This is a genomic window from Variovorax sp. GW823-FHT04F07, from assembly GCF_058795995.1.
Genome location: NZ_JBXAIG010000007.1, coordinates 37,411 through 63,826 on the forward strand (window position 1 = coordinate 37,411; position 26,416 = coordinate 63,826).

The 26,416-nt window shown below is 68.7% G+C and carries 21 protein-coding genes; 18 read left to right on the forward strand and 3 right to left on the reverse strand.

Features of this window, described 5'->3' with window-relative positions; all coding sequences use genetic code 11:
- Position 1 precedes the first annotated feature (1 nt).
- The 4 genes from metH to AC1RAA_RS26250 all read left to right on the forward strand — a co-directional run bounded on the left by metH (position 2) and on the right by AC1RAA_RS26250 (position 6,038).
- Positions 2-2,764, forward strand: coding sequence for a methionine synthase (gene metH, locus AC1RAA_RS26235; protein WP_492731356.1), 2,763 nt, complete (start codon positions 2-4; stop codon positions 2,762-2,764).
- Between the two features lie 100 nt (positions 2,765-2,864).
- Positions 2,865-4,619, forward strand: a complete 1,755-nt coding sequence (locus AC1RAA_RS26240) for an ArnT family glycosyltransferase (protein WP_492731357.1) — start codon at positions 2,865-2,867, stop codon at positions 4,617-4,619.
- Complete coding sequence (locus tag AC1RAA_RS26245; RefSeq protein WP_492731359.1) at positions 4,616-5,614, forward strand: glycosyltransferase family 2 protein; 999 nt, start codon at positions 4,616-4,618, stop codon at positions 5,612-5,614. The genes AC1RAA_RS26240 and AC1RAA_RS26245 overlap by 4 nt, the downstream gene beginning before the upstream one ends.
- A 10-nt stretch (positions 5,615-5,624) precedes the next feature.
- Positions 5,625-6,038: a GtrA family protein gene (locus AC1RAA_RS26250; protein ID WP_492731361.1), complete on the forward strand. Its 414-nt coding sequence runs from the start codon at positions 5,625-5,627 to the stop codon at positions 6,036-6,038.
- A 28-nt stretch (positions 6,039-6,066) separates the two neighbouring features.
- On the opposite strand, the gene AC1RAA_RS26255 is transcribed toward AC1RAA_RS26250, so the two are convergent.
- Genes AC1RAA_RS26255 through AC1RAA_RS26265 form a run of 3 tightly spaced genes read right to left on the reverse strand, consistent with a single transcriptional unit; the run spans position 6,067 to position 8,790 of the window.
- Positions 6,067-7,266 (reverse strand): amidohydrolase family protein, encoded by a 1,200-nt coding sequence (locus AC1RAA_RS26255; RefSeq protein ID WP_139703382.1) that lies wholly within the window; start codon positions 7,264-7,266, stop codon positions 6,067-6,069.
- Entirely contained in the window at positions 7,221-7,988 is a 768-nt protein-coding gene (locus AC1RAA_RS26260) for a TetR/AcrR family transcriptional regulator (protein ID WP_487848887.1), read from the reverse strand. The genes AC1RAA_RS26255 and AC1RAA_RS26260 overlap by 46 nt, the downstream gene beginning before the upstream one ends.
- A 28-nt stretch (positions 7,989-8,016) precedes the next feature.
- Positions 8,017-8,790: a ferredoxin--NADP reductase gene (locus tag AC1RAA_RS26265; protein ID WP_062473986.1), complete on the reverse strand. Its 774-nt coding sequence runs from the start codon at positions 8,788-8,790 to the stop codon at positions 8,017-8,019.
- Positions 8,791-9,109: 319 nt separating this feature from the next.
- Here AC1RAA_RS26265 and AC1RAA_RS26270 point away from each other — a divergent pair, with 319 nt between their 5' ends.
- The 14 genes from AC1RAA_RS26270 to tssA all read left to right on the forward strand — a co-directional run bounded on the left by AC1RAA_RS26270 (position 9,110) and on the right by tssA (position 26,412).
- A complete protein-coding gene (locus AC1RAA_RS26270; RefSeq protein WP_492731364.1) occupies positions 9,110-10,729 on the forward strand; it encodes a 6-hydroxynicotinate reductase in 1,620 nt (539 codons plus the stop codon).
- 4 nt (positions 10,730-10,733) lie between these two features.
- Positions 10,734-11,636, forward strand: a complete 903-nt coding sequence (locus AC1RAA_RS26275) for a UPF0280 family protein (protein WP_492731366.1) — start codon at positions 10,734-10,736, stop codon at positions 11,634-11,636.
- Between the two features lie 21 nt (positions 11,637-11,657).
- A complete protein-coding gene (locus AC1RAA_RS26280) occupies positions 11,658-12,299 on the forward strand; it encodes an amino acid synthesis family protein (protein ID WP_095743158.1) in 642 nt (213 codons plus the stop codon).
- Positions 12,300-12,337: 38 nt separating this feature from the next.
- Positions 12,338-12,922 (forward strand): amino acid synthesis family protein, encoded by a 585-nt coding sequence (locus AC1RAA_RS26285; protein WP_159273450.1) that lies wholly within the window; start codon positions 12,338-12,340, stop codon positions 12,920-12,922.
- A 59-nt stretch (positions 12,923-12,981) separates the two neighbouring features.
- A complete protein-coding gene (locus AC1RAA_RS26290) occupies positions 12,982-14,187 on the forward strand; it encodes an ABC transporter substrate-binding protein (RefSeq protein ID WP_062473975.1) in 1,206 nt (401 codons plus the stop codon).
- 81 nt (positions 14,188-14,268) lie between these two features.
- Positions 14,269-16,194 carry an ABC transporter permease gene (locus AC1RAA_RS26295; protein ID WP_070063549.1) on the forward strand — a complete coding sequence of 642 codons (1,926 nt, stop codon included), beginning with the start codon at positions 14,269-14,271 and terminating at the stop codon, positions 16,192-16,194.
- Positions 16,191-16,982, forward strand: a complete 792-nt coding sequence (locus AC1RAA_RS26300) for an ABC transporter ATP-binding protein (protein ID WP_447740080.1) — start codon at positions 16,191-16,193, stop codon at positions 16,980-16,982. Before AC1RAA_RS26295 ends, AC1RAA_RS26300 begins: the two co-directional genes overlap by 4 nt.
- Positions 16,979-17,713, forward strand: a complete 735-nt coding sequence (locus AC1RAA_RS26305; RefSeq protein ID WP_139703387.1) for an ABC transporter ATP-binding protein — start codon at positions 16,979-16,981, stop codon at positions 17,711-17,713. Before AC1RAA_RS26300 ends, AC1RAA_RS26305 begins: the two co-directional genes overlap by 4 nt.
- A 34-nt stretch (positions 17,714-17,747) precedes the next feature.
- Positions 17,748-18,473: a bifunctional nicotinamidase/pyrazinamidase gene (gene pncA, locus AC1RAA_RS26310; RefSeq protein ID WP_139703389.1), complete on the forward strand. Its 726-nt coding sequence runs from the start codon at positions 17,748-17,750 to the stop codon at positions 18,471-18,473.
- 69 nt (positions 18,474-18,542) lie between these two features.
- A complete protein-coding gene (locus AC1RAA_RS26315) occupies positions 18,543-19,703 on the forward strand; it encodes an ABC transporter substrate-binding protein (protein WP_492731369.1) in 1,161 nt (386 codons plus the stop codon).
- Entirely contained in the window at positions 19,681-20,193 is a 513-nt protein-coding gene (locus AC1RAA_RS26320; RefSeq protein ID WP_139703391.1) for a (2Fe-2S)-binding protein, read from the forward strand. The genes AC1RAA_RS26315 and AC1RAA_RS26320 overlap by 23 nt, the downstream gene beginning before the upstream one ends.
- On the forward strand, positions 20,190-23,933 hold the full coding sequence (locus AC1RAA_RS26325; RefSeq protein WP_492731372.1) for a molybdopterin cofactor-binding domain-containing protein: 3,744 nt from the start codon (positions 20,190-20,192) through the stop codon (positions 23,931-23,933). The genes AC1RAA_RS26320 and AC1RAA_RS26325 overlap by 4 nt, the downstream gene beginning before the upstream one ends.
- Positions 23,934-23,998: 65 nt before the next feature.
- The gene (locus AC1RAA_RS26330; RefSeq protein WP_492731373.1) at positions 23,999-25,186 is read left to right on the forward strand and encodes a fumarylacetoacetate hydrolase family protein; all 1,188 of its coding nucleotides are present in this window, start codon (positions 23,999-24,001) and stop codon (positions 25,184-25,186) included.
- A 140-nt stretch (positions 25,187-25,326) separates the two neighbouring features.
- Positions 25,327-26,412 carry a type VI secretion system protein TssA gene (tssA, locus tag AC1RAA_RS26335; RefSeq protein ID WP_492731376.1) on the forward strand — a complete coding sequence of 362 codons (1,086 nt, stop codon included), beginning with the start codon at positions 25,327-25,329 and terminating at the stop codon, positions 26,410-26,412.
- Positions 26,413-26,416: the final 4 nt, after the last annotated feature.

Below are 26,416 nucleotides of genomic sequence, written 5' to 3' on the forward strand. Positions count from 1 at the left end.
CATGTCCCAGATTCCCGCATCCGTTTCCGCTCCCGTCGCTCCCCCTCCCATGAAGCTGTCCGGCCTCGAGCCGGTCGCCATCGGCGAAGGCTCGCTGTTCGTCAACATCGGCGAGCGCACCAACGTCACCGGCTCCAAGGCCTTCGCGCGCATGATCCTCAACGGCCAGTTCGAGGACGCCCTGGCCGTCGCGCGCCAGCAGGTCGAGAACGGCGCGCAGGTGATCGACATCAACATGGACGAGGCCATGCTCGACAGCAAGGTCGCCATGGTCCGCTTCCTGAACCTCATCGCCAGCGAGCCCGACATCGCGCGCGTGCCGGTGATGGTCGACAGCTCCAAGTGGGAGGTCATCGAGGCCGGCCTGCGCTGCATCCAGGGCAAGGGCATCGTCAACTCCATCTCCATGAAGGAGGGCGTCGACAAGTTCAAGCACGAGGCCAAGCTGGTCAAGCGCTACGGCGCCGCCGCCGTGGTCATGGCCTTCGACGAGAAGGGCCAGGCCGACACCTACGCACGCAAGATCGAGATCTGCGAGCGCGCCTACCGCGTGCTGGTCGACGAAGTGGGCTTTCCGCCCGAAGACATCATCTTCGACCCGAACATCTTCGCCATCGCCACCGGCATCGAGGAGCACGACAACTACGCGGTCGACTTCATCAACGCCGTGCGCTGGATCAAAGAGAACCTGCCGGGCGCCAAGGTGTCGGGCGGCGTGAGCAACGTGAGCTTCAGCTTCCGCGGCAACGACCCGGTGCGCGAGGCCATCCACACCGTGTTCCTGTACCACGCCATCCAGGCGGGCATGGACATGGGCATCGTCAACGCCGGCATGGTCGGCGTGTACGACGACCTCGAACCCACGCTGCGCGAGCGCGTGGAAGACGTGGTGCTCAACCGCCGCCCCGACGCGGGCGAGCGCCTCGTCGAAGTGGCCGAGACCGCCAAGAGCGGCGCCAAGGACGACAGCAAGAAGCTCGAATGGCGCGGCACGCCCGAGCACCCGGTGCACGTCAACCAGCGCCTGTCGCACGCGATGGTGCACGGCATCACCGACTTCATCGTCGAGGACACCGAAGAGGCCTACCAGCAGATCCTCGCCAGGGGCGGGCGTCCGCTGCACGTGATCGAAGGCCCGCTCATGGACGGCATGAACATCGTGGGCGACCTCTTCGGCCAGGGCAAGATGTTCCTGCCGCAGGTGGTGAAGTCGGCGCGCGTGATGAAGTCGGCCGTGGCCCACCTCATTCCCTACATCGAGGAAGAAAAGCGCCAGGACGAGGCCGCGGGCCGCGACGTGCGCACCAAGGGCAAGATCATCATCGCCACCGTGAAGGGCGACGTGCACGACATCGGCAAGAACATCGTCACCGTCGTGCTCCAGTGCAACAACTTCGAAGTGGTGAACATGGGCGTGATGGTCCCGTGCCACGAAATTCTGGCGAAGGCCAAGGTCGAGGGCGCGGACATCGTGGGCCTGTCGGGCCTCATCACGCCCAGCCTCGAAGAGATGCAGTACGTGGCCGGCGAGATGCAGAAGGACGACCACTTCCGCATCAAGAAGATCCCGCTGCTCATCGGCGGCGCCACCACCAGCCGCGTGCACACGGCCGTGAAGATCGCGCCGCACTACGAAGGCCCCGTGGTCTACGTGCCCGACGCCTCGCGCAGCGTGAGCGTGGCGCAGAGCCTGCTCTCGGACCAGGCCACCGCGTACATCGACGAGATCAACGCCGACTACGAGAAGGTGCGCACGCAGCACGCCAACAAGAAGCAGGTGCCGATGTGGCCGCTGGCCAAGGCGCGTGCCAACAAGACGCCCGTCGACTTCGCGAACTTCGTGCCCACCGTGCCCAAGTTCATCGGCCGGCGCGTGTTCAAGAACTTCGACCTCACCGAGTTGGCCAAGTACATCGACTGGGGCCCGTTCTTCCAGACCTGGGACCTGGCCGGCCCGTTCCCCGCCATCCTGAAGGACGAGATCGTCGGCACCGAGGCCGTGCGCGTGTACGCCGACGGCCAGCGCATGCTCAAGCGCCTCATCGAAGGGCGCTGGCTCAGCGCCAGCGGCGTGGTCGGCTTCTGGCCCGCCAACACCGTGAACGACGACGACATCGAGCTGTACACCGACGAGACGCGCAGCGAGGTTGCGCTCACCTGGTACGGCATGCGCCAGCAGACCGAGAAGCAGATGATCGACGGCGTGATGCGCCCCAGCCGCTGCCTGGCCGACTTCGTCGCCCCCAAGGACAGCGGCGTGAAGGATTACGTCGGCGTGTTCGCCGTCACGGCCGGCCTGGGTGTCGAGAAGAAAGAGAAGTTCTTCATCGACGACCTCGACGACTACTCGGCCATCATGCTCAAGGCCCTGGCCGACCGGCTGGCCGAGGCTTTTGCCGAAGCCATGCACCACCGCGTGCGCACCGACCTGTGGGGCTACGCGCCCCACGAGGGCCTGAGCAACGACGACATGATTGCCGAGAAGTACCGCGGCATCCGCCCCGCGCCCGGCTACCCGGCCTGCCCCGACCACAGCGTGAAGGGCCCGATGTTCGACCTTCTGAACTGCGCGGACATTGGCATGACCCTGACGGAGAGCCTCGCTATGATGCCCGCCGCCAGCGTGAGCGGCTTCTACCTCGGGCACCCCGATGCGACGTACTTCAACGTCGGCAAGATCGGGCACGACCAGTTGCAGGACCAGGCCGCGCGGCGCCGCACGAGCGAAGCGGAGCTCGAGCGCCTGCTGGCGCCGAACCTTTGAACCTGCCGGCCGGTCGGCGCGACCGGAGTGACCGGCCACGGGAGTTGATATTCAGAAGCTGATCTTTGCCGCCGCGCACTACGCCCAGTTCGCGATCTTCGTGATTGCCTGCTGGGGTGCCGGCCGCGCGGTGCTCGCGCGCCTGCGCCCGCCCTCGCGCCGCGACGCCTGGCTCGAAGCGGCCATGTCGGCCGCGCTCGGTGTCGGCCTTTACATCTGTGCCTTTCAGGCGCTGGCCATCTTCGGGCTCTTCCGCCGCGAGGCGACGCTGGGCCTGGTCGGCGCGGGCGTCGTGGCCGCCGCGTGGCAGTGGCGCGGCTGGCGCGCCGAGGTGCGTGCGCTGCGCGCGGCCGCGCCCGCCACGCCGCCGTGGAGCCGCTTCGAACGCATCGCCGCCATCGCGCTGGCGCTGGTCGCGCTGCCCGCGCTGGTGGCGCCGCTCGCACCGCCGGCCGCCTTCGACGAGCTGATGTACCACCTGCCCTACGCGCGCCTCGTGGCGCAGCAGGGCACGCTGGGCATCCACGACTGGCTGCGCTACCCCTGGTTCCCGTACAACTACAACCTGCTGTACGCCGCCGCGCTGCAGGTGGGCGACGACGTGCTGCCGCACTTCCTCAACGCCCTGGCGGGCGCGCTGTCGGTGCTGATGATCTTCCGCCTGGGCATCCTGCATGCCAACCGGCTCACGGCCTGCATCGGCGCGGCCATCTGGCTGGGCATGGGCGACTACGCCAACGCGCTGATCGACATGGGCGTGGCGCTGTTCGTGCTGTCGGCCTTCGTGGCGCTGTGGTGGTGGCGCGAATCCGAGCCGCTGCGCGACGGCACGCGCTGGCTCTGCCTGGCGGCGTTCTGCCTCGGCGTGGCGGCGGGCTCCAAGTACCAGGCGCTGATCTTCCTGCCGCTGGTGGCGCTGTTCGTGGTGCGCCACGAGCGCCGCCTGCTGCAGGCCTGGGCGCCGGCGCTGCTGTGCTTCCTGATTCCGTGCATCTACTGGTACGCGCGCAACGCCATCATGACGGGCGACCCCTTCAACCCGATCGGCGCGCGCGTGTTCGGCTTCACCGAGTGGACCCCGGCCGACTACGTGCAGCAGGTGGCCGACGTGCGCGTCCACGCCGAGATGCCCAACGCGCTGATCTGGTCCGTGTTCCTCGCGCCCTTCAGCGTGTGGTGGAAGCGCTCCGCTGCCGTGCGCGCGGCAGGCTGGTTCTGCCTGTACTCGGTGGCCGTGTGGGTCGTGACCTCGCGCTACCCGCGCTACCTGACCGCCTCGTTCCCCTTGCTGGCCCTGACGGCAGCCGTGGGCTGGCAGGCACTGGGGGTCTGGATCGTGGGCGGTGTGCGCCGCCTGCGTGGAACGCAGGCGGCTGCCGCACCCGCCGGCCCGCGCAGTGGCGCCGGCGTCGGCGACTGGGTCGTGGTGCTGCTGCTGGCCGTGCTGGCCGCCGTGTCGGTGGGGCAGACCGCCAGGAAAGTGGCCATGGTCTCGCCCACGCCCGAGAGCCGCGAAGCCTTCCTGCGCAAGCATGTGCCGGGCTATGCTGTGATGGACTATTTGCGCGCGAACGCGAAGGGCCGGGTCTACCAGATCGCGCTCAACGAGGCGATCTACTACGGCCCCAACCCGATCTGGGGCGACACGCTCGGGCCGTGGCGCTACACCGATTTCGGCAAGCTCTCCGGCGGCGACCTGGCACGCAAGCTGGGAGGCCTGGGTTTCGTCGCCGTCGTGCTGCCGGACAGCGTGGTGCCGGTGTTCAGCGCGCGCACCGACTTCGACAAGTACTTCGCCGTGCAGTATGAAAAAGACGGCTGCCGGGTCTACCGTATTCTCTCCGCTGCACCATGACCGATCCTGATTTCTCCTCGCACCGAGCCGGCAGTCAGGCCATGCCGCGCATTGCCGCCGTCATTCCCTGCTTCAACGAGGCCCTGGCCATCACCCAGGTGATCGAGGGCTTCCGCGCGGCCCTGCCCGGCGCCGAGATCCACGTCTTCGACAACAACTCCACCGACGACACGGCCGCCGTGGCCCGCGCGGCCGGCGCGATCGTCACGCACGTGGCCGCGCGCGGCAAGGGCAACGTGGTGCGGCGCATGTTCGCCGACGTCGAGGCCGACATCTACGTGATGGTCGACGGCGACGCCACCTACGACACCACCGCCGCGCCGCGCCTCATCGCGCGGCTGGTCGAGGGCAACCTCGACATGGTGGTCGGCAGCCGCGTGGACGACGGCCAGGACGCGCTCACCTACCGCGCCGGCCACCGCTTCGGCAACTGGCTGCTCACGGGCACCGTGGCGCAGCTCTTCGGCGGCGGCCTCACCGACATGCTCTCGGGCTACCGCGTGTTCTCGCGCCGCTACGCCAAGTCGTTCCCGGCCCTGTCGCAGGGCTTCGAGATCGAGACCGAGCTGACCGTGCACGCGCTCGAACTGCGCATGCCCTACGCCGAGGAAGCCACCGCCTACAGCACGCGCCCCGAAGGCTCGCACAGCAAGCTCTCGACCTACCGCGACGGCTGGCGCATCCTGAAGACCATCGGCAAGCTGTTCGTGAGCGAGCGGCCGCTGCAGTTCTTCTCGATCGTCGCGGCCGTGCTCGCGATCGCAGCGCTCGCGCTGGCCGTGCCGCTGTTCATGACCTACGCCCACACCGGCCTGGTGCCGCGGCTGCCCACGGCGGTGCTCGCCACCGGCGCGATGCTGGCGGCGCTGCTGTCCTTCGTCTGCGGCGTGGTGATGCACACCGTCACGCTCGGCCGGCAGGAGGCTAAGCGGCTGCGCTACCTGGCGCAACCCTGCGTGCGCGAGAGCTTGCGCAAGAGCCTGCGCGCGCACTGACGGCGGCGCGATGAAGATCGGGCGCGAGTTCCTCTCGTTCGCCGTGGCCGGCGTGATCGGCTTCGTGGTGGACGTGACGGTGCTCTACCTGCTGGCGCCACTGCTCGGGTGGTACGGCGCGCGCGTCGTGTCGTTCCTGGCCGCCGCCACCACCACCTGGCTCTACAACCGCCGCTACACCTTCGCGGCGAGCGCGGCCGGCACCGCCACGGGGCGTTCGGTCTGGCGCGAATACCTGGGCTACCTCACGACCATGCTGGCCGGTGCCGTGCTGAACTACGGCACCTACGTGCTCACGCTGCACTGGGTGGAGGGTCGCTGGGCCGCCGCGCTCGGCGTGGCGCTGGGCAGCATCGCGGGCCTGGGCGCCAACTTTCTCTCGGCGCGCTACCTGGTCTTCCGCTCGCACCGCAGCGGCGGCTGAGGCCGCTGCCGGGTGCGCTCACCCAGGCTCAGTGCCCGCCCGACACCACCACCGGGATCTCGGTGGCTGGCGGCGTGTTGCGGCTGCGGCCGCAGCGCACAAGGCCGTCGATCATCACCATGCCCACGCCCGGGATGTCGCCCAGCTGCACGCTTTCGAGCAGGCCCGGCGCGGGCGAATGCTGGGCGCGGTCCATGAACACGAAGTCGGCCGCGCGGCCCACCTCGATCAGGCCGCAGTTGAGCTTGCGGATCTTCGCCGTGTTGCCGGTGGCGAAGCAGAACACCAGCTCGGCCGGGATGTTCGCGATCGACGACAGCATCGCCACCATGCGCAGGATGCCCAGCGGCTGCACGCCCGAGCCCGCGGGCCCGTCGGTGCCGAGGATCACGCGGTGCGGGCACTTCAGCTCGAGCGCGGCCTTGGCCGCCGCGATGGCGACCTTCTCGTTGCCGTTGTGCACGATCTCGATGGCGCGCGTGCTCTTCTCGCACAGCTCGCACACATGCGCCTCGGGCAGCGAGGTGTGGCCGCCGTTGATGTGGCCGATGATGTCGGCGTCGGCTTCGAGCACCACGTCCTTGTCGATCAGGCCCGAGCCCGGGATCGACGGGCCGCCCGTGTGGATCGTGCTCTGGATGCCGTACTTGCGCGCCCAGGCCACCATCTCCTTGGCCTCGTAGCCGGCCTTCACCGAGCCCAGGCCCACTTCGCCCAAGAGGCCCACGCCGGCCTCGGCGAGTTCCTTGAAGTCGCTCTCGACCATGCCCTTTTCGATGACCGGCGCGCCGGCCAGCACCTTCACGCCGCCGGGGCGGAAGTTGTCGAAGGCGCGCTGCGCGGTGATGGCCAATGCCTTCAGGCCGACGATGTCCTTCGGGCGGCCGGGCAGGTGCACCTCGCCGGCCGAGATCATGGTGGTCACGCCACCGTGCATGGTGGAGTCGATCCAGCCGATCTGGCCCTGGCGCGGCGTCCAGTCGCCGAACACCGGGTGCACGTGGCTGTCGATGAGGCCGGGTGCGACGCAGGTCTTGCGCGCGTCGATGACGGTGACGGCGCCTTCGAGGTCGCAGTCTTTCTCCTTGCCGACCGCCACGATCAGGCCGTCGTTCACCACCAGGGTGTCGGCGTCGAGGATGGGCTTGTCGATGTCGCCCGAGAGCAGCAGCCCGATGTTCTTTATGACGACCTTGCCCGACTTTGCGCCGGCTGCGATTTCTGCCATTTCGTGGTGTCCTCGTCGTGGGGTGGGGAGTGGTTGTCTTGTTCCTGGATGTCGTCCGCGCGCACGGTGCGCAGCAGGGTCTCGATGACGAAATCTTCCCAGTGCGCGACGGCTTCCGGCGACTCCAGCGGCTCGCCGAGGAAGGCCGTGAGCGTGTGCCGGTTCGAGGTGTAGAAATAGCCGGTGGACGCGATCAGCAGGTAGATGTCGCGCGCCACGAGGTCGGTGCGGAACAGGCCCTGGGCCGCGCCGCTGGCAAGGATTTCCGAAATGATGGCCACCGCCCGCGACGAGTACTCGCGCGCCCGCAGCGACTTCGAGATGTGCCGGCCCTTGTGCAGGTTCTCGGTGTTCAGCAGGGTGACGAACTCGGGGTTCTTGCGGTAGTAGCCCAGCACGAAGCGGATGACTTCGGTGAGCGCTTCCACGGGCCGCGAGGCGTCGAGCGCAATGGCGGCTTCGGCATCGTCCATGCGCTGGTAGATACCTTCGAGCACCGCGATGAACAGGCCCTCTTTGCTGCCGAAGTAGTAGTAGATCATCCGGTCGTACGACTTGGCGGCCTTGGAGATCTTCTCCACGCTGCCGCCGTCGTAGCCGTACTTGGCGAACACCTTGGTCGCCGCCTTGAGGATGCTGTCGCGCGTGGCCTGGGCCGCGGCCTCGCGCACGCCGGTGCGGCGCTGGGGCTTGGGCTTGCTGACGGAGCGGGAGTCGGCCATCGTGCGCGCAGCGCCTGTGTGTCGGGTCTTACTTCTCGGCGAAGGCGCGTTCGACCACGAAGTCGCCTGGCGTGCTCGTGTTGCCTTCCTTGAAGCCGCGCTTTTCCAGGATGTGCTTCAGGTCGACCAGCAGGCCGGGGCTGCCGCACAGCATCACGCGGTCTTCCTCGACGTTCAGCGGGGGCAGGCCCAGGTCGTCGGTGAGCTTGTTGCTCTCGATCAGGTCGGTGACGCGGCCCTGGTTGCGGAACTCCTCGCGCGTGACCGTGGGGTAGTACAGCAGCTGCTTGGCGATCATCTCGCCCAGGATCTCGTGCTTGGGCAGGTGGTCGGTCACGAGGTCGTGGTAGGCCAGCTCGTCGACCTGGCGCACGCCGTGCACCAGGATGACCTGCTCGAACTTCTCGTACGTGTCGGGGTCGCGGATGATGCTCATGAACGGCGCCAGGCCGGTGCCCGTGCCGAACAGGTACAGGCGCTTGGCCGGCAGCGTGTAGTCGATGAGCAGCGTGCCGGTGGGCTTGCGGCCCACGATCACGGTGTCGCCCACCTGGATGTGCTGCAGCTTCGAGGTGAGCGGGCCGTCTTCCACCTTGATGCTCAGGAACTCCAGGTGCTCCTCGTAGTTGGGGCTCACGATGCTGTAGGCGCGCAGCAGGGGCTTGTTGTTGACCTTCAGGCCGATCATCGTGAAATGACCGTTCGAGAAGCGCAGCGCCGGGTCGCGCGTGGTGGTGAAGGTGAACAGGCGGTCGGTCCAGTGGTGGACGCTCAGGACGCGTTCTTCGCTGAATGCACTCATACAGAACTCAAGTGTTGGTTGAAGACAGAAAAGGGTGGCTGAGCCGAAATGCACGCCTTTGGGGCGTCCGCCATCGGCCGGCTAGCAACCCTCCATTGTCGTTGGTCGGAAAAACCCCGATGAACACCGCGAGAAAACACCATTGCAAGCATCGGGCCTGTTTGCTACATTGATCTTTGATGTAGTGAACGCAACATGAAAGTGTAGGGGATGCTACACAAACGAAAGCCGCCGCACAAGCACCTGCACGGCACGTTTGTTGCAAACCTCCGGGGCCTGAAGACCCGCTCCGACAGCACCACACCACGAGATCGCCCCGATGACTGAACACACCAAGACAGACGGATTGCCCGGCATCGACATGCCCCTGGTCGCGCAGGCCGGCGGCGCCGCCTTCGGCAAGGCGCCGCCGCGCAACGAGAAGATGAGCACCGCCAAGGTCGAGTGCAACGCCTGCCCGGTGCTGTGCCAGATCTCCGACGGCCGCACCGGCGCCTGCGACCGCTACGCCAACCGCCAGGGCGTGCTGGTGCGCGTCGACCCGGTGGTGCTGTTGCGCCGCACGCTCGCCAGCGAGCAGCCGGCGCTCGTGCCCTTCGATCGGCCCGGCGCCGACGCGGCCGAGGCCCATGCTGCGCCCGACTGGAACGGCGACCTGCTGCATGCCGACGAGGTCTTCGTCACCGGCGTGGGCTCGTCCACCACCTACCCCGACTACAAGCCCGCGCCCTTCATCGTGGCTTCGAAAGCCCAGGGCGTTGACATGGTCACCGTCGTCACCGAAGGCATCTTCAGCTACTGCAGCTTCAAGGTGAAGATCGACACCGACCGCTTCCTGGGCGCCGAGCAGGCCAACGTGCGTTACAAGGGCGAGGTCGTGGGCCATGTCACCACGGCCGAGTACGGCTCGCAGATGCTGTCGCTGGGCGGCGTGCACCACCTCACGGGCGGCAGCAAGAAGGAAGGCCGCATGACGGCCGAGCTCATGCAGCTCCTGGGCAACAAGCAGGCGGTCGAATGCACCATCGACGGCGGCGCCAGCCTCGTCATCCAGGCCGGCAAGGCGCCCATCGTCAACGGCGTGGAAGAGCAGCGCATGCGCGTGGGCTGCGGCTCGGCCGCCGTGGGCATCTTCGCGCGCCAGTTCGCCGGCGTGGCCGACGAGGTGGTGGTGGTCGACGACCACATCACCGGCGTGCTCACCGAACACCAGGCCGGTCGCTGCCTCGACATGACGCCCTCGGGCATCCAGATGCTGGGGCGCAAGTCCACGCCGGGGCGCTACTTCCAGGTCGCGAACCCCGGCAACGGCTGGGGCGGCACCGACATCGCCGACCCGCTGGCGATCATCGAGGGCTGGGAAGAGGGCGTGGCCCGCCCCGGCCTGCGCCTGCTCATGACCTCCACCACCGGCGAGCACGCGCAGTGGTACGTGCTCGACGAGGCCCTGAAGCCCGTCGAGCAGCCCATGCCGCCCGAGGTGCGCCGCATCGTCGACCGCATCGGCGAGAACTGCGAGCCCTCGCTGTGCACCGTGCTGTTCCTCGGCGGCGCCGGCGGCAGCCTGCGCGCGGGCGTCACCGAGAACCCGGTGCTGCTCACGCGCGCCATCAAGCGCGCGCTGGTCAACGTCACCTGCGGCGGCGCGCCGGCCTATGTGTGGCCCGGCGGCGGCATCACCGTGATGGCCGACGTCATGCGCATGCCCGACAACAGCTTCGGCACTGTGCCCACGCCGGCCATCGTCGCGCCCATCGAGTTCAGCATGCGGCGCGACGACTACGAAGCGCTCGGCGGGCACGTCGAACACATCTTCCCGCTCGAACAGGCGCTCGCGCGCGGTGCGTGGCAGGAAGACGGCGCACCGCTGGCTCGCCAATGGCTCGTCATCGACGATGCCAATCCGTGGCCCCTGGGCCATGCCCCGATGCTGGGCTGACACCATGTCTGCCCAACGCACGGCGCTCGATGCGGGCCGCTGGCATTTCAACCACGGCCCGATCGACATCGTGGCCGAAGCGCACGGCGACCCGTACGCCGTCGCCGCCGCGCACGACGCGGCCTGGGCGCGCTTCGGCCATGTGCTCGACGAGCTCGTGCGCGAGCTGCCGCAGCTGCGCCTGCCCGTGACCGCGCGCCAGCGCCCGCGCAGCGTGGTTGCGCGGCGCATGTGGGACGCCTGCGACGCCTTCTCACCGCTGTTCCTCACGCCGATGGCGGCCGTGGCCGGCAGCGTGGCGCAGGAACTCATTGCCTTCTACGACCGGCCCGGCATCGAGCGTGCGTGGGTCAACAACGGCGGCGACATCGCGCTGCACCTCGCGCCCGGCCACACGGCGCGCGTGGGCTTGTTCGCCGATCTCGCGCGCTTCGACTGGCGCGACAGCGGCATGCTCACGACCGACGGCCAGTTCGAGCTGCACGCCGACCAGCCGGTGCGCGGCGTCGCCACCAGCGGCTGGCGCGGGCGCAGTTTCTCGCTGGGCATCGCCGACAGCGTGACGGTGTTGGCCGCCACCGCGGCGCAGGCCGACGCCGCCGCCACCGTGATCGCCAACGCCGTCGACGTGGCCGACGCCGCCATCCAGCGCCTGCCCGCCAGCGCCTGCAAGGACGACAGCGACCTCGGCGACACCCTCGTCACCGTCGACGTGCCGCCGCTGGCGCCCGCGCAGGTGCACCATGCACTCGATGCGGGCGCGGCGTGCGCCCACGCGTTGCAGAAAAGGGGGCTCGTGTGGGCCGTTCTGCTCGTTTGCCAGGGGCAGTGGCGGCGGGTGGAACCCTTATGCTCGAAGTCGCTGGACATCGCGCTGCCCGAAGCAGTTGGTTCAGTATTTGCTTAACGAAAAGCAAGGTTCTTTTTCATGATCGAAATCCGTCGCGTCTTCACCCATGTCGAGCACATCCACCACGAGTTCGGACCGCGTGCCGAAACTCCGCTGGTGCGCGGTGCCATCGGCGCGGTGCTGACCAATCCTTTCGCGGGCCGCTACGAGCCCGACATCCTGCCGATGATGGCGCTGCTCGACCCCGTGGGCGTCGACATGGCGCACCAGCTGCACGCTGCCATGGACGTGCCGCTCGAGCAGATCGCCACCTACGGCAAGGGCGCCATCGTCGGCGCCGACGGCGAGCTGGAGCACGGCGCGCTGTGGCACGTGCCCGGCGGCTACGCGATGCGCGAGCTGCTCGGCTGGAAGGGCAGCCGCGCCGCCTACACCGCGGGCAAGGCCGAAGAGAAAACCGGCCAGCCCGGCAACGCGCTGTCGATCGTGCCCTCGACCAAGAAGGTCGGCCCGCCCGGCGCCGCGCTCGACGTGCCGCTCACCAACATCAACGCCAGCTACGTGCGCGGCCAGTTCGACGCCATCGAGGTGCGCGTGCCCGGCGCGCCGATGGCCGACGAGATCGTCTTCATCCTCGCGATGAGCACCGGCTACCGCGTGCATGCGCGCGTCGGCGGCTTGCTCGCCAAGGACATCAGCAAGTGGGACGGCCTGCGCTGACCGCACAAGACAAGAGACAAGACAAGGAACACACAGACATGACCGCCAACATCCGCAAGCTCGTCATCCAGGTCGACGAAACCCGCAAGGAAATGGGCCAGGACGTCACGCCGCCCACGCGCCGCGCCGTCGCCATCGCCGTCATCGAGAACCCCTACGCCGGCCGCTACAGCGAGAACCTCGACGAGCTCATCGCCATCGGCGAAGAGCTCGGCGCGCTGCTCGGCCAGAAGGCCGTGAAGGCGCTGGGCATCGAGCCCGGCCAGGCGCAGAGCTACGGCAAGGCCGCCATCGTCGGCGAGCGCGGCGAGCTGGAGCATGCCGCTGCCATCCTGCATCCCAAGCTGGGCGCGCCGCTGCGCGTGGCGGTCGAGAAGGGCGCAGCGCTCGTGCCCTCGGCCAAGAAGCAGGGCACGCTGGGCACCGCCATCGACGTGCCGCTGGGCCACAAGGACGCCGCCTTCGTGCGCAGCCATTTCGACGCCGTCGAGGCCCGCGTGGCCGACGCGCCGCGCGCCAACGAGATCGTCGTGGCCGTGGCCGTCACCGACAGCGGCCGCCCGCTGCCGCGCGTCGGCGGCCTGCAGGTCAGTGAAATCAAGGGCGAAGACGGTCTTCGCTGACCTGTCATTGCATCGTCACCCGCATCGTGTTTTCTGTTCGAACTTCTAGGAGCTTCCCGATGAATCCATTGCGCCTTGCCTTCTGCGCCGCTTCCGTCGTCACGCTGGCCACCGCCCTCGTCCCCGCGCATGCGCAGGGCGTGATCAAGATCGGCGAAATCAACAGCTACAAGGCGCAGCCCGCCTTCCTCGAGCCCTACAAGAAGGGCATGGAACTGGCGGTCGACGAGATCAACGCCAAGGGCGGCGTCAACGGCAAGAAGCTGGAGCTCATCAGCCGCGACGACAACGCCAACCCCGGCGACGCCGTGCGCGTGGCCGAAGAGCTCATCTCGCGCGAGAAGGTCGACGTGCTGGCCGGCGCCTTCCTGTCGAACACCGGCCTGGCGCTGACCGACTTCGCCAAGCAGAAGAAATTCTTCTACCTCGCCGCCGAGCCGCTCACCGACAAGATCGTCTGGAGCAACGGCAACAAGTACACCTACCGCCTGCGCCCCTCGACCTACATGCAGGTCGCGATGCTCGTGCCCGAGGCCGCCAAGCTCAAGAAGAAGCGCTGGGCCATCGTGTACCCCAACTACGAGTACGGCCAGTCGTCGGTCGCCACCTTCAAGACGCTGCTCAAGGCGATCCAGCCCGACGTCGAGTTCGTCGCCGAGCAGGCGCCGCCGCTGGGCAAGGTCGATGCGGGCAGCGTGGTGCAGGCCCTGGCCGATGCCAAGCCCGACGCCATCTTCAACGTGCTGTTCGGCGCCGACCTGTCCAAGTTCGTGCGCGAAGGCAACACGCGCGGCCTCTTCAAGGACCGCGAGGTCGTGAGCGTGCTGACCGGCGAGCCCGAGTACCTCGATCCGCTGAAGGACGAGGCGCCCAACGGCTGGGTCGTCACCGGCTACCCCTGGTACGGCGTGAAGACCGCCGAGCACAAGGCCTTCAACGACGCCTACCAGGCCAAGTTCAAGGACTACCCCCGCCTGGGTTCGGTGGTGGGCTACAGCGCCATCTACTCGATCGCCGCCGGCGTGAAGAAGGCCGGCAGCACCGACACCGAGAAGCTGGTCGCAGCCTTCAAGGGCCTGCAGGTCGACACGCCCTTCGGCAAGATCAGCTACCGCGCGCAGGACAACCAGTCCACCATGGGCGCGTACGTCGGCAAGACCAAGAACGACGGCGGCAAGGGCGTGATGGTCGACTACGTGTACCTCGACGGTGCCAAGTTCCAGCCCACCGACGACGAAGTGAAAAAGATGCGCCCTGCGGACTGACCGCACGGCTCCTGCAACGCGTCCGCCGCCGCTTCTTGAGCGCGGCGGGGCGCGGTGTCTCCAGTTTCCTCAGGGTCCCTCATGAGCTTTTCAGGCTTCGTTGTTCAGTTGCTCAACGGGTTGGCCGGCGCGTCTTCGCTGTTTCTGGTGGCGGCCGGCCTCTCGTTGATCTTCGGCGTGACGCGCATCGTCAACTTCGCCCATGGATCTTTTTTCATGGTGGGCATCTACGTCGCGTACACGCTGGTCGAGAAGCTCGGCCCGAGCGTGGGCTTCTGGCCTGCGCTCTTGATCGCCGCGCTCGCGGTGGGCGTGCTGGGCGCGCTCATCGAGGTGCTGCTGCTGCGCCGCATCTACAAGGCGCCCGAGCTGTTCCAGCTGCTGGCCACCTTCGCGCTGGTGCTCGTCATCAAGGACGCGGTGCTGTGGCTCTGGGGCCCTGACGAACTGCTCGGCCCGCGCGCGCCGGGCCTGAAGGGCTCGGTCGAAATCCTCGGGCGCCAGTTTCCTTCCTACGACCTGTTCCTGATCGTCGTCGGCCCGCTGGTGCTCGGCCTCGTGTGGCTGCTGCTCACGCGCACGCGCTTCGGCACGCTGGTGCGCGCCGCCACGCAAGACCGCGAGATGGTCAGCGCGCTGGGCGTCAACCAGGCCTGGCTCTTCACCGCCGTGTTCGCGCTCGGCGCACTGCTCGCGGGCCTGGGCGGCGCACTGCAACTGCCGCGCGAACCCGCCACGCTGGAGATGGACCTGAACACCATCGGCGCCGCCTTCGTCGTCGTCGTGGTCGGCGGCATGGGCTCGCTGCCCGGCGCCTACGTGGCCGCGCTGCTCATCGCCGAGATCAAGGCCGTGTGCATCTGGCTGGGCGTGGTGCAGATCTTCGGCATCGACGTGTCGTTCTCCAAGCTCACACTGATGGTCGACTTCCTCGTGATGGCGATCGTGCTGGTGTGGCGCCCGTGGGGCCTGTTCGGCCGGCCGCAGGCGCCCAGCCGTTACGTGGGCATGCAGGAAGAACCGCTGCGCCGCCCCAGCACCGCCTACATCGTGGCCGCCGCCGGGCTGGCGCTGGTGCTCGCCGCGCTGCCGCTGCTGACGGCCGGTTCGCCCTACACCACGGTGCTGATGATCGACCTGCTGATCGCCGCGCTGTTCGCCACCAGCCTGCACTTCATCATGGGGCCGGCCGGCATGCATTCCTTCGGCCACGCGGCCTACTTCGGCCTCGGGGCCTACGGCGCGGCGCTGCTGGTGCGCGCGCTGCACCTGCCGATGGAGCTGGCGCTGGTGGTCGCGCCGCTGGTGGCCGCGCTCGGCGCCTTCGTCTACGGCTGGTTCGCCGTGCGGCTGTCGGGCGTGTACCTGGCGATGCTCACGCTGGCCTTCGCGCAGATCACGTGGGCCGTCACCTACCAGTGGGACAGCTTCACGGGCGGCAGCAACGGCCTGACCGGCGTGTGGCCCTCGGAGTGGCTGTCGAACAAGCAGGTGTACTACTGGCTCACGCTGGTGCTCGTGGGCGCGGGCGTGTGGTGGCTGCGCCGCGTGCTGTTCTCGCCCTTCGGCTATGCGCTGCGCGCGGGCCGCGACTCGGTGCTGCGCGCTGACGCCATCGGCATCGACGTCAAGCGCATGCAGTGGGCGGCCTTCGTCATCGCGGGCACCGTGGCGGGCCTGGCCGGTGCGCTCTACGCGTTCTCCAAGGGCAGCATCTCGCCCGAGAGCCTGTCGGTCGGCAAGTCGGTCGACGGCCTCGTGATGGTGCTGCTGGGCGGCATCCAGACCCTGGCGGGCCCGGTGGTCGGCGCCGTCACCTTCACCTGGCTGCACGACACCGTGGCGCGCAACACCGACTACTGGCGCGCCATGCTCGGCGCCATCATCCTGATCCTGGTGCTCTTGTTCCCGCAGGGCATTGCAGGCTCGATCAAGCAGCTCGTCGACCGGTGGCGCGCACCGAAGCATGATGAAGCAGACGCCAAGCTCAAGGAGGTGAAGGCATGAGCCTCCTCAAAGTCACCAACCTCGGCAAATCGTTCGGCGGCGTGAAGGCCGTGGACGGCATCAGCTTCGAGCTGCCGCCCGGCGAACTGCTGGCGCTCATCGGCCCCAACGGCGCCGGCAAGTCGACCACCTTCAACATGGTCAACGGCCAGCTCAAGGCCGACCAAGGCTCGATCACGCTCGACGGCCACGAGCTCGTGGGCCGCAAGCCGCGCGAGATCTGGCGCAAGGGCGTGGGCCGCACCTTCCAGATCGCCGAAACTTTTGCCTCGCTCACCGTGGTCGAGAACGTGCAGATGGCGCTGCTCTCGCACGACCACAAGCTGTTCTCGATGTGGCGCCGCGCGGCCGACCACAAGCGCGACGAGGCGCTGGCGCTGCTCGACCAGGTCGGCATGAAGGCGCAGGCCGACCGGCCCTGCAGCGTGCTGGCCTACGGCGACGTGAAGCGCGTCGAACTCGCCATCGCCATGGCCAACTCGCCCAAGCTGCTGCTCATGGACGAGCCCACCGCCGGCATGGCGCCCCAGGAGCGCAACTCGCTCATGGCGCTCACCAAGGACCTCGTCATCCAGCGCGGCATGGCCGTGCTCTTCACCGAGCACAGCATGGACGTGGTGTTCGCGTACGCCGACCGCATGATCGTGCTGGCGCGCGGGCGCCTCATCGCGCAGGGCAAGCCGCTGGAAATCCGCGACCACCCGAAGGTGCAGGAGGTGTACTTCGGCAGCGGCAAGACCTTCGAGAAGATCGCCGAAAAGGCCGCCGCATTGGGAGTTGCCGCATGAGCACGCACGAACCTCTTCTGGAAGCCAAGGCGCTGTGCGCCTGGTATGGCGCCGCGCAGATTCTTTACGACGTCGACCTCGAAGTGCGGCGCGGCGAAGTCGTCGCGCTCATGGGCCGCAACGGCGCGGGCAAGTCGACCACGCTCAAGACGCTGATCGGCATGCTCACCAAGCGCCGCGGCGCCGTGCGCTTCCTGGGCCACGACATTTCGAAGAGCGAGCCGCACCACGCGGCGCGCCTGGGCCTGGGCTTCGTGCCCGAAGACCGGCGCGTGTTCACCGACCTCACGGTGATGGAGAACCTCGAGGTCGGCAAGCAGCCCGCGCGCCAGTGGGCCGACGGCACCGCCGCGCCGCTGTGGACGCCCGAGCGCCTGTTCCAGCTGTTCCCCAACCTCGGCGAGATGCCCAACCGCCCCGGTGGGCGCATGAGCGGCGGCGAGCAGCAGATGCTCACCGTGGCGCGCACGCTGATGGGCAACCCGTATCTCGTGCTGCTCGACGAGCCCTCCGAGGGCGTGGCCCCCGTCATCGTCGAGCAGATGGCCAACATGATCCTCGAGCTCAAGGCGCAGGGCGTGAGCATCCTGCTGTCGGAGCAGAACATGCACTTCGCCGAGCTGGTCTCCGACCGCGCCTACGTGCTCGAGAAGGGGCAGATCCGCTATCACGCGACGATGGCCGAGTTGGCGGCCAACGAAGAAGTGCGCAGAGCCTACCTCAGCGTCTGACCGTTTCCTTTCCTCAACCACCGGAGTCCACACCATGCATCGCAGAACCGTCTTGAAGTCCGCCGCTGCCCTGGGGCTCGCCGGCAGCCTCGGCAGTTTCGGCCTCTCCGCTTTCGCGGCCGGCAAGATCAAGCCCGGTGGCAAGGCCGCGCTGATCGTGGTCGATGTGCAGAACTGTTTTCTCGACGGTGGCACGCTCGCGGTGAAGGGCGGCAACGAGGTGATTCCGGTCATCAACGCGCTGGCGCCCGCGTTCCAGAACATCGTCGTCACGCAGGACTGGCACACGGCGGGCCACGCCTCTTTCGCGAGCACCTACTCGGGCAAGAAGCCCTTCGAGACCACCAAGCTCAACTACGGCACGCAGGTGCTGTGGCCCGACCACTGCGTGCAGGGCACCGACGACGCGGCGCTCGGCAAGGAGCTCAAGGTGCCGACCGCGCAACTCATCATCCGCAAGGGCTTCCACAAGGACATGGACAGCTACTCCGCCTTCGAGGAGGCCGACCACAAGACGGCCACCGGCCTGGCCGGCTACCTCAAGGCGCGCGGCATCAAGACCGTGTTCGTCACCGGCCTGGCCACCGACTTCTGCGTGGCCTGGACCGCGATGGACGCGCGCAAGGCCGGCTTCGAGGCCTACGTGATCGAAGACGCCACGCGCGGCATCGACCTCAACGGCTCGCTGGCCGCCGCCTGGAAGCAGATGACGGCCAAGGGCGTCAAGCGCATCCAGTCCGGCGACATCCAGGCCGGCTGACGACGACGAAGTCCGCGGCACCGCCGCGGCAACACCCTCCGACGACAACAACAAAGAGACAGACGACGCATGAAGCTTTCGATTTCAAGGCGCACCCTGGTGGCGGGCGGCGCGGCCCTGGCCCTCGGCCCCGGCCTGCTGCGGCCGGCGCGCGCGGACAACGGTGTGACGGACAGCACCATCCGCATCGGCCAGTCGGCCGTGTTCAGCGGCCCGGCGAAAGACTTCGGCGTCGACTACCGCGCGGGCATCCAGCTGTACTTCGACCGCGTCAACAAGTCGGGCGGCATCCACGGCCGCAAGATCGAACTCGTCACCTACGACGACGCCTACGAGCCCGCGAAGACGGCTGCCAACACGGCCAAGCTGATCGACGAGGACAAGGTCTTCGCGCTCACCGGCTACGTCGCCACGGGCAACCTCGCGGCCGCGATGCCGCTGGCCGAGAAGGCCGGCGTGCCGATGTTCGCGCCGCTGGTGGGCACCACGTCGTTCCGCACAAAAACCAACCGCTACCTGTTCCACGTGCGCGCGGGCTACGACCTGGAGCTGCGCAAGATCATCAGCCACCTCTCGACGCTGGGCATCCAGTCGATCGCCGTGGTCTACCAGGACAGTGCCTTCGGCAAGTCGAACCTCGCCACCTGCGAGCAACTGGCCGCCGAATACAAGGTGAAGGTGGTGCAGACGCTGCCCATGGCCATCGCGGCCGAAGACGCCAAGCAGGTGATCGGCGGGCTCGCCGAGGGCCGCCCCGGCGCCGTCGTGATGATCATGGCCGGTCGCATGACCGAGGTCTTCATCCGCGACTACCGCGCGAGCGGCGCGGCCGCGCCGCTGTACACGCTGTCGGTCGGCATCACCGACGCGGCGGGTTCGGCCAAGCGGCTCGACGGCAAGCTCGCCGGGCTGGTCACGGCCAGCATCGTGCCGCCGCCCGGTGCGCAGCGCGTGCCCATCGTGGCCGACTACCAGCGCGACCGCGCCGAGTTCGGCCAGAAGATCGACAGCTACACCGCGCTCGAGGGCTACATCGTTGCGCGCGTGATGGCCGAGGGCCTGCGCCGCGCGGGCAAGGCGCTCACGCGCGACAGCTTCATCGCCGGGCTCGAGAGCATCGGCAGCACGCGCTTCGGCGACTTCCCCGTCGACTACAGCGCGAAGAACCACAACGGCTCGACCTTCGTGGACCTGGAGATGTACACCCGTGACGGCCAGTTGCGGCGCTGAGCCGCTGCACCTGCAGGTCAACGGTCGGGCGCATGCGCTCGCCGGCGTGCCGCGCGAAGCCACGCTGCTGCACCTGCTGCGCAACGACCTCGGGCTCAACGGGCCCAAGTACGGCTGCGGGCTCGGGCAGTGCGGCGCCTGCACGGTGCATGTCGACGGCGTGGCCGCGCGGTCCTGCGTGATTCCCGCGCACGGCGTGGCGGGGCGCAGCATCACCACGCTCGAAGGCCTGGGCATGCGCGGGCGCTGGCACCCGGTGCAGGCCGCCTTCGAAGACGCGCAGGCCGCGCAGTGCGGCTACTGCCTCAACGGCATGGTGATGCAGGCCGCGGCACTGCTGGCGCGCGACCCCGACGCGAGCGAGGCGCGCATCCGCAGTGAACTGTCGGGCAACCTGTGCCGCTGCGGCACGCACATCGAGATCCTCGACGCCGTGCAGCGCGCCGCCGTGCGCCTGCGTGCGGCCCCGCCGGACGCCCCTGCCGCATGACGCGCCGCGCCGACCTGCCGCAGACGCGCGCGGAATTCCTCGCCGCCGACGGTGTGCTGCTGGTGGTGCGCGAAGCGCCGCCCCCGCCGCCGCCCGCCAAGGGCCAGCCCGCCTTCATCGCCAGCCACCCCAGCGAAGGCGACGAGGTGCTGCTCGCGCTGTGGGACGACGGCAGCGTCTCCGCGCTCAACGGCCACGTCGACCTGGGCACCGGCATCCAGACCGCACTCGCGCAGATCGTGGCCGAGGAGCTCGACCTCGGCATGCCCTGCGTGCGCATGATGCTCGGCGACACCGCGCGCGCGCCCAACCAGGGCGCGACCATCGCGAGCGCGTCGATCCAGATCCACGCGCAGCCGCTGCGGCTGGCCGCGGCGCAGGCACGCGCGTGGCTGCTCGCGCGCGCGGCCGAGCGGCTGGGCGTGGCCGTCGATGCGCTGCAGGTGCGCAACGGCGTGGTGCGCGTGGCCGAGGCGCCGGACCGTCACGTCAACTACGCGGACCTCGTGGCGCACCAGCGCACCGTGCTGCGCCTCGACCTCGACACGACACCCAAGAACCCGGCCGACTACCGCCTCGTCGGCACGCGCCAGGCGCGCGTCGACATCCCGGCCAAGCTCGCGGGCGACCTCGTGTTCGTGCACGACATGCGCGTGCCCGGCATGCTGCACGGCCGCGTGGTGCGCCCGCCGTATGCGGGCGCGGACCACGGCGAGTTCATCGGCAACACGCTCGAAGCGGTCGACGAAGCATCGATCGCGCACATCCCCGGCATCCGCGCCGTGGTCGTGGTGCGCGACTTCGTCGGCATCGTCGCCGAGCGCGAGGAGCACGCCGAGCAGGCGATGCGCGAGCTGCGCGTGACCTGGAAGCCCTGGCCCGGCATGCCCGACCTGCGCGACGTGGCACAGGCCCTGCGCGACAACCCGTCGACGCAGCGATTGCTGGTCGACGAGGGCGATGTCGACGGCGCCATGGCCGCCGCCGCGCAGCCGATGCAGCGCACGTATGTGTGGCCTTACCAGATGCATGCGTCCATCGGCCCCTCGTGCGCGCTGGCCGAGTGGCAGCCCGCGGACGGCAGCGGCATGCAGCTGCGCTGCTGGGCCGGCTCGCAGAACCCGCACGTGCTGCGCGCCGACCTCGCGAAGTTGATGGGCGTGGACGACGTGCAGGTCGACGTGGTGCGCATGGAGGCCGCGGGCTGCTACGGCCGCAACGGCGCCGACGACGTGGCGGCCGATGCCGCGCTGCTCGCGCGTGCCGTGGGTGCGCCGGTGCGCGTGCAGCTCTCGCGCGAGCAGGAGCATGCGTGGGAGCCCAAGGGCGCCGCGCAGCTCATGGAGATCGACGGCGGGCTCATGGCCGACGGCCGCGTCGCCGCCTACGACTTCGAAACCTCGTACCCCTCGAACGGCGCGCCCACGCTGGCGCTGCTGCTCACGCGCACGGTCGATCCCGTGGCGCAGGCCTACGAGATGGGCGACCGCACCGCGCGCCCACCGTACAGCTACGACAACCTGCGCGTGAAGGTCAACGACATGGCGCCGATCGTGCGCGCCTCGTGGCTGCGCGGCGTGTCGGCGCTGCCGAGTTCGTTCGCGCACGAGTCGTACATCGACGAGCTGGCGACCGCCGCCGGCGTCGACCCCGTGCAGTTCCGCCTGCAGCACCTGGACGATCCGCGCGCCATCGAGCTCGTGCAGGCCACCGCGCAGAAGGCCGGCTGGCGCATGCGCACCGGGCCGCAGGAGAACGCCGACGGCGGGCTCGGCGAAGGCGGCGACATCCTCTTCGGCCAGGGCTTTGCGTACGCGCGCTACATCCACAGCAAGTGGCCGGGCTTCGGCGCCGCATGGGCTGCGTGGGTGGCCGATGTCGAGGTCAACCAGAAGACCGGCGAGGTGCATGTGCGCCGCGTGGTGGTGGGGCACGACGCGGGGCTGCTGGTCAACCCGGCGGGGGTCGAGCACCAGGTGCACGGCAACGTGATCCAGACCACGAGCCGCGCGCTCAAGGAGCAGGTGCAGTTCGCGCCGCAGCAGGGCGCCGCAACGGGCGGCGCGCAGTTGCCGGGCGTGCTGCCTTCGGGCGTGGTCGCGAGCCGCGAATGGGGCAGCTACCCGATCCTCAATTTCCGCGACGTGCCGGTGATCGAGGTGATGCACATGCCGCGCCCCGGCGAACCGTCGCTGGGTGCGGGCGAGTCGTCGTCGGTGCCGGGCACGGCGGCGATCGCGAATGCGATCTTCGATGCGACGGGCGTGCGCTTCCGGTCGCCGCCGTTCACGCCGGAGACGGTGCTGGCGGAACTGAATCGGGAGTTTCTCCCTCCCCCTCCAGGAGAGGGCGGGGGCGGGGGCATGCGGCGCTCGAGTGGTGACGCTGCCGTGCCCCCATCCCAACCTTCCCCCAGAGGGGGAAGGAGCAATGCACCGTGGCCCCAGCGCAAGGGCCTGTGGGCCACCGGCGCCGCGCTCTTCATCGGCGGCCTCGGCGTCATCGCCGGCCTGCTCGGCTGGCGCTCCGCCATCGCGCCGGTGTCGCTCAGCGCACCGGTCTACAGCGAGACCACCATCGAGCGTGGCCGCGTGCTCGCCGCGCTCGGCGATTGCGCCGTGTGCCACACCGCGCCGGGCGGCGCACCCAACGCCGGTGGCCGCGCAATGGACACGCCCTTCGGCACGCTCTACACCACCAACCTCACGCCCGATGCCGAGACGGGCCTGGGCCGCTGGTCCTTCAGCGCCTTCCAGCGCGCGATGCGCGAAGGCGTCTCGCGCGACGGCCACCACCTGTACCCCGCGTTCCCCTACACCGCCTTCGCGAAGACCAGCGACGACGACCTGCAGGCGCTCTATGCGTACTTCATGGCGATGCCGGCGGTGCGCACGCCAACGCCCAAGTCCGAGCTCAAGTTCCCCTTCAACCTGCGCCCGCTGATGGCCGGCTGGAACGCGCTGTTCCACGACCCCGCGCCGCTTCCGCCCGTGCCCACGCAGAGCGCCGAGTGGAACCGCGGTGCCTACCTCGTCAACGGCCTGGGCCATTGCGGCGCCTGCCACACGCCGCGCAACGCGCTCGGCGCGGAGCAGGGCGGCAGCGCGTTCCTCTCGGGCGCGATGGTCGATGGCTGGGAAGCGCCCGCGCTCACGCAGCTGTCGAAGGCCGCCGTGCCGTGGGACACCGACGCGCTGTACCGCTACCTGCGCAACGGCCACTCGCCGCGCCACGGCATCGCGGGCGGGCCGATGGCCGAGGTGGTGCGCGAACTCGCGCAGGTGCCCGACGCCGACGTGCGCGCGATGGCCGTCTACCTCGGGTCGTTCAACCCCGAGCCGGTTGCGCAACCGCAGGCACTCGCGCAGCAAGCCATCGACAACGCCGCGCGCACGCAGGGCCAACTGCTCGGCCCCGCGCAGCGCATGTTCGACAGCGCCTGCGCCTCGTGCCACCACGACGGCGACGGCCCCACGCTGCTGGGCGTGAACACGCCGCTCGCACTCAACAGCAGCCTCACGAGCACACGGCCCGACAACCTGCTGCGCACCATCCTCGACGGCGTGCGCGCGCCCGCGCACCGCGACATCGGCTTCATGCCCGCGTTCCGCGAGGCGCTCGACGACCGCCAGATCGCCGACCTCGCCGGCTACATGCGCGCACGCTTCGCGCCGCAGGAAGCGCCGTGGCCGAACCTGCCCGCCGACGTGGCGCGCGTGCGGGCCACGCCGGGCCACTGACACACAGCGGTTCCCGGGGCGCGGCTACGATGGCGCGCAGACCTTATTCACGGAGACACCCCACCATGCCTTTGGACCTTTCGATCGCTTCCAGCCTGCCCCGCGACGCCGAGCGCGCCACCCTTGTCGGCCGCCTCTGGCAACCCGGCGTGGGCCCGGTGCTGGTGGCCGTGCAAGGCGATGGCCTGCACGATCTGTCGACGCTCGCGCCCACCATGAGCGACCTGCTCGAACGCCAGGGCTCGCCGGCCGAAGCCGTGCGCGCTGCATTGCAGAGTGGCACCGCGCCACGCATCGCCGCGCTCGATGCCGTGCTGGCGAACAGCGACGAAAGCACGCGCGACAACAACCAGGCCTGGCTGCTCGCCCCTTGCGACCTGCAGGTCGTGAAGGCCAGCGGCGTGACCTTCGTCGCGAGCCTGCTCGAACGCGTGATCGAAGAACAGGCACGCGGCGATGCCTCGCGCGCCGAGGCCACGCGCGCGGCCATCGGCGACGTGCTGGGCGACAACCTCGCCGACATCGTGCCGGGCTCGCCCGAAGCCATGAAGGTGAAGGACGTGCTCATCGCGCAAGGCATGTGGTCGCAGTACCTCGAGGTCGGCATCGGCCCCGACGCCGAGGTCTTCACCAAGGCGCCGGTGCTTGCGGCCGTGGGCACGGGCGCCGACGTGGGCATTCACGCGGACTCGGCCTGGAACAACCCCGAGCCCGAGGTCGTGCTCGCGGTGAACAGCCGCGGCGAAACGCTGGGCGCCGCGCTCGGCAACGACGTCAACCTGCGCGACTTCGAAGGCCGCAGTGCACTGCTGCTGGGCAAGGCCAAGGACAACAACGCGTCGTGCGCCATCGGCCCGTTCATCCGTCTGTTCGATGCGCACTTCGGTATTGCAGATGTGCGCCGCATCACGGTCGCACTGAACGTGACAGGCCCCGAGGGCTTCACGCTCGAAGGCTCGAGCTCGCTGTCGAAAATCAGCCGCGATCCACTCGACCTCGTGGCGCAGACACTCAACCGCCACCACGCCTACCCAGACGGTTTCATGTTGTTTCTGGGCACGATGTTCGCGCCGACACAAGACCGTCACGGACCGGGGCAAGGATTCACGCATGTGGTGGGCGACCATGTGCGCATCGCGGCGCCTGAATTGGGTGCGTTGAACAACCGCGTGGTGCATGCAGACCAGGCGCCACGATGGTCTTTCGGCCTCGGTGCGTTGATGCGCAACCTCGCGTCGCGTCGGCTGCTGTAGCCCGTACTTCTGCACTTTAAAAGCAGATGTACTCCTTTGGAATTCAGAGGCTGCACTTTGCATTCTGTTGCGGTTGACCATGCCTCTTCTTACCCTCAAGATGACTACCATCGCGAGTGGATAAATCAAGGGAGTCGTGGTTGCTGCCGAATGAGATCGATCTGTTGCAGACGCCCGTCGAGGGCCCGCTTCCCTGTGGTGAAGATCTGGAATACGACGCCGATTTCATGGCGCTCCAACAGGCGGCCACGGGCAAGCGCGAGCAGCAGTTCGGCGACACCATCATCCCCGCCGAGCCGCCCGACTGGGCGCGTGTAGACCGCATCGCACGACAGTTGTGTGTGCGCACGCGCGACCTGCGCGTGCTGGTGCCGCTCACGCTCGCATGGACCGAAAGCCGCGGCTTGCCCGGCTATGTCGACGGGCTGCGCCAGGTCGATGCGGTGCTGCAGACTTTCTGGAACGACGTGCATCCGCGCGTCGTCGATGGCACGAACGAAGACCCGCTGCCGCGCATGAATGCGCTGGCCGCACTGGCCGAAGCCGAAGGGCTCGGACGCAGCGTGCGCGATGCGCGGCTGCTCGAAGACGGTGGCACGGCAATGAGCCTGCGGCAGGTCGAGGCGCTGCTCGATTCGAGCAAGAGCGACCAGGTGGACTACCCCGGCGGCGTGGGCCGCCTGCGCGAGGCCGCACGCCGCGCACACGACAAGGCGGCAGCGCCGGTCGTGGCCCTGCGTGAGGCTTTGGCACTGCTGCAGCGCATCCGCGAGACCTGCGAGCGTGCGCTGGGCCAGAGCTGGGCGCCCGATTTTTCAAGGCTCGAACGGTCGCTGCGCACCGTGGGCCAGTTGCTGCCGGAGCAGCCGCACAGCGAAGCGCCGCAGGCGTCGGCAGTGGGCGGTGCAGAAGACACAAGCGGTGCGGCGCAGGTGCACGCACCCGCAGCGCACATTGCAGCGGCCACGCAGGCTGCAGTGCGCCCGCTGCGTATTCAAGAGATTGAAATATCGGCTCGTGAAGATGTGCAAGTGTTGTTGGAAAAAGCATGCGAGTTCCTGGAACGAACGGAACCGAGCCATCCGGCACCCATGCTGATCCGCAGGGCCCAGCGGCTGATGGACCTCAACTTCTTCCAGATCATCGAAGAGCTCGTGCCCGAGGGATTGCAAAAGATAGAAAGCCTTGCCGGCCGCCCGTTGAACGGCGACGCCGCATCGCCCTAGCGGC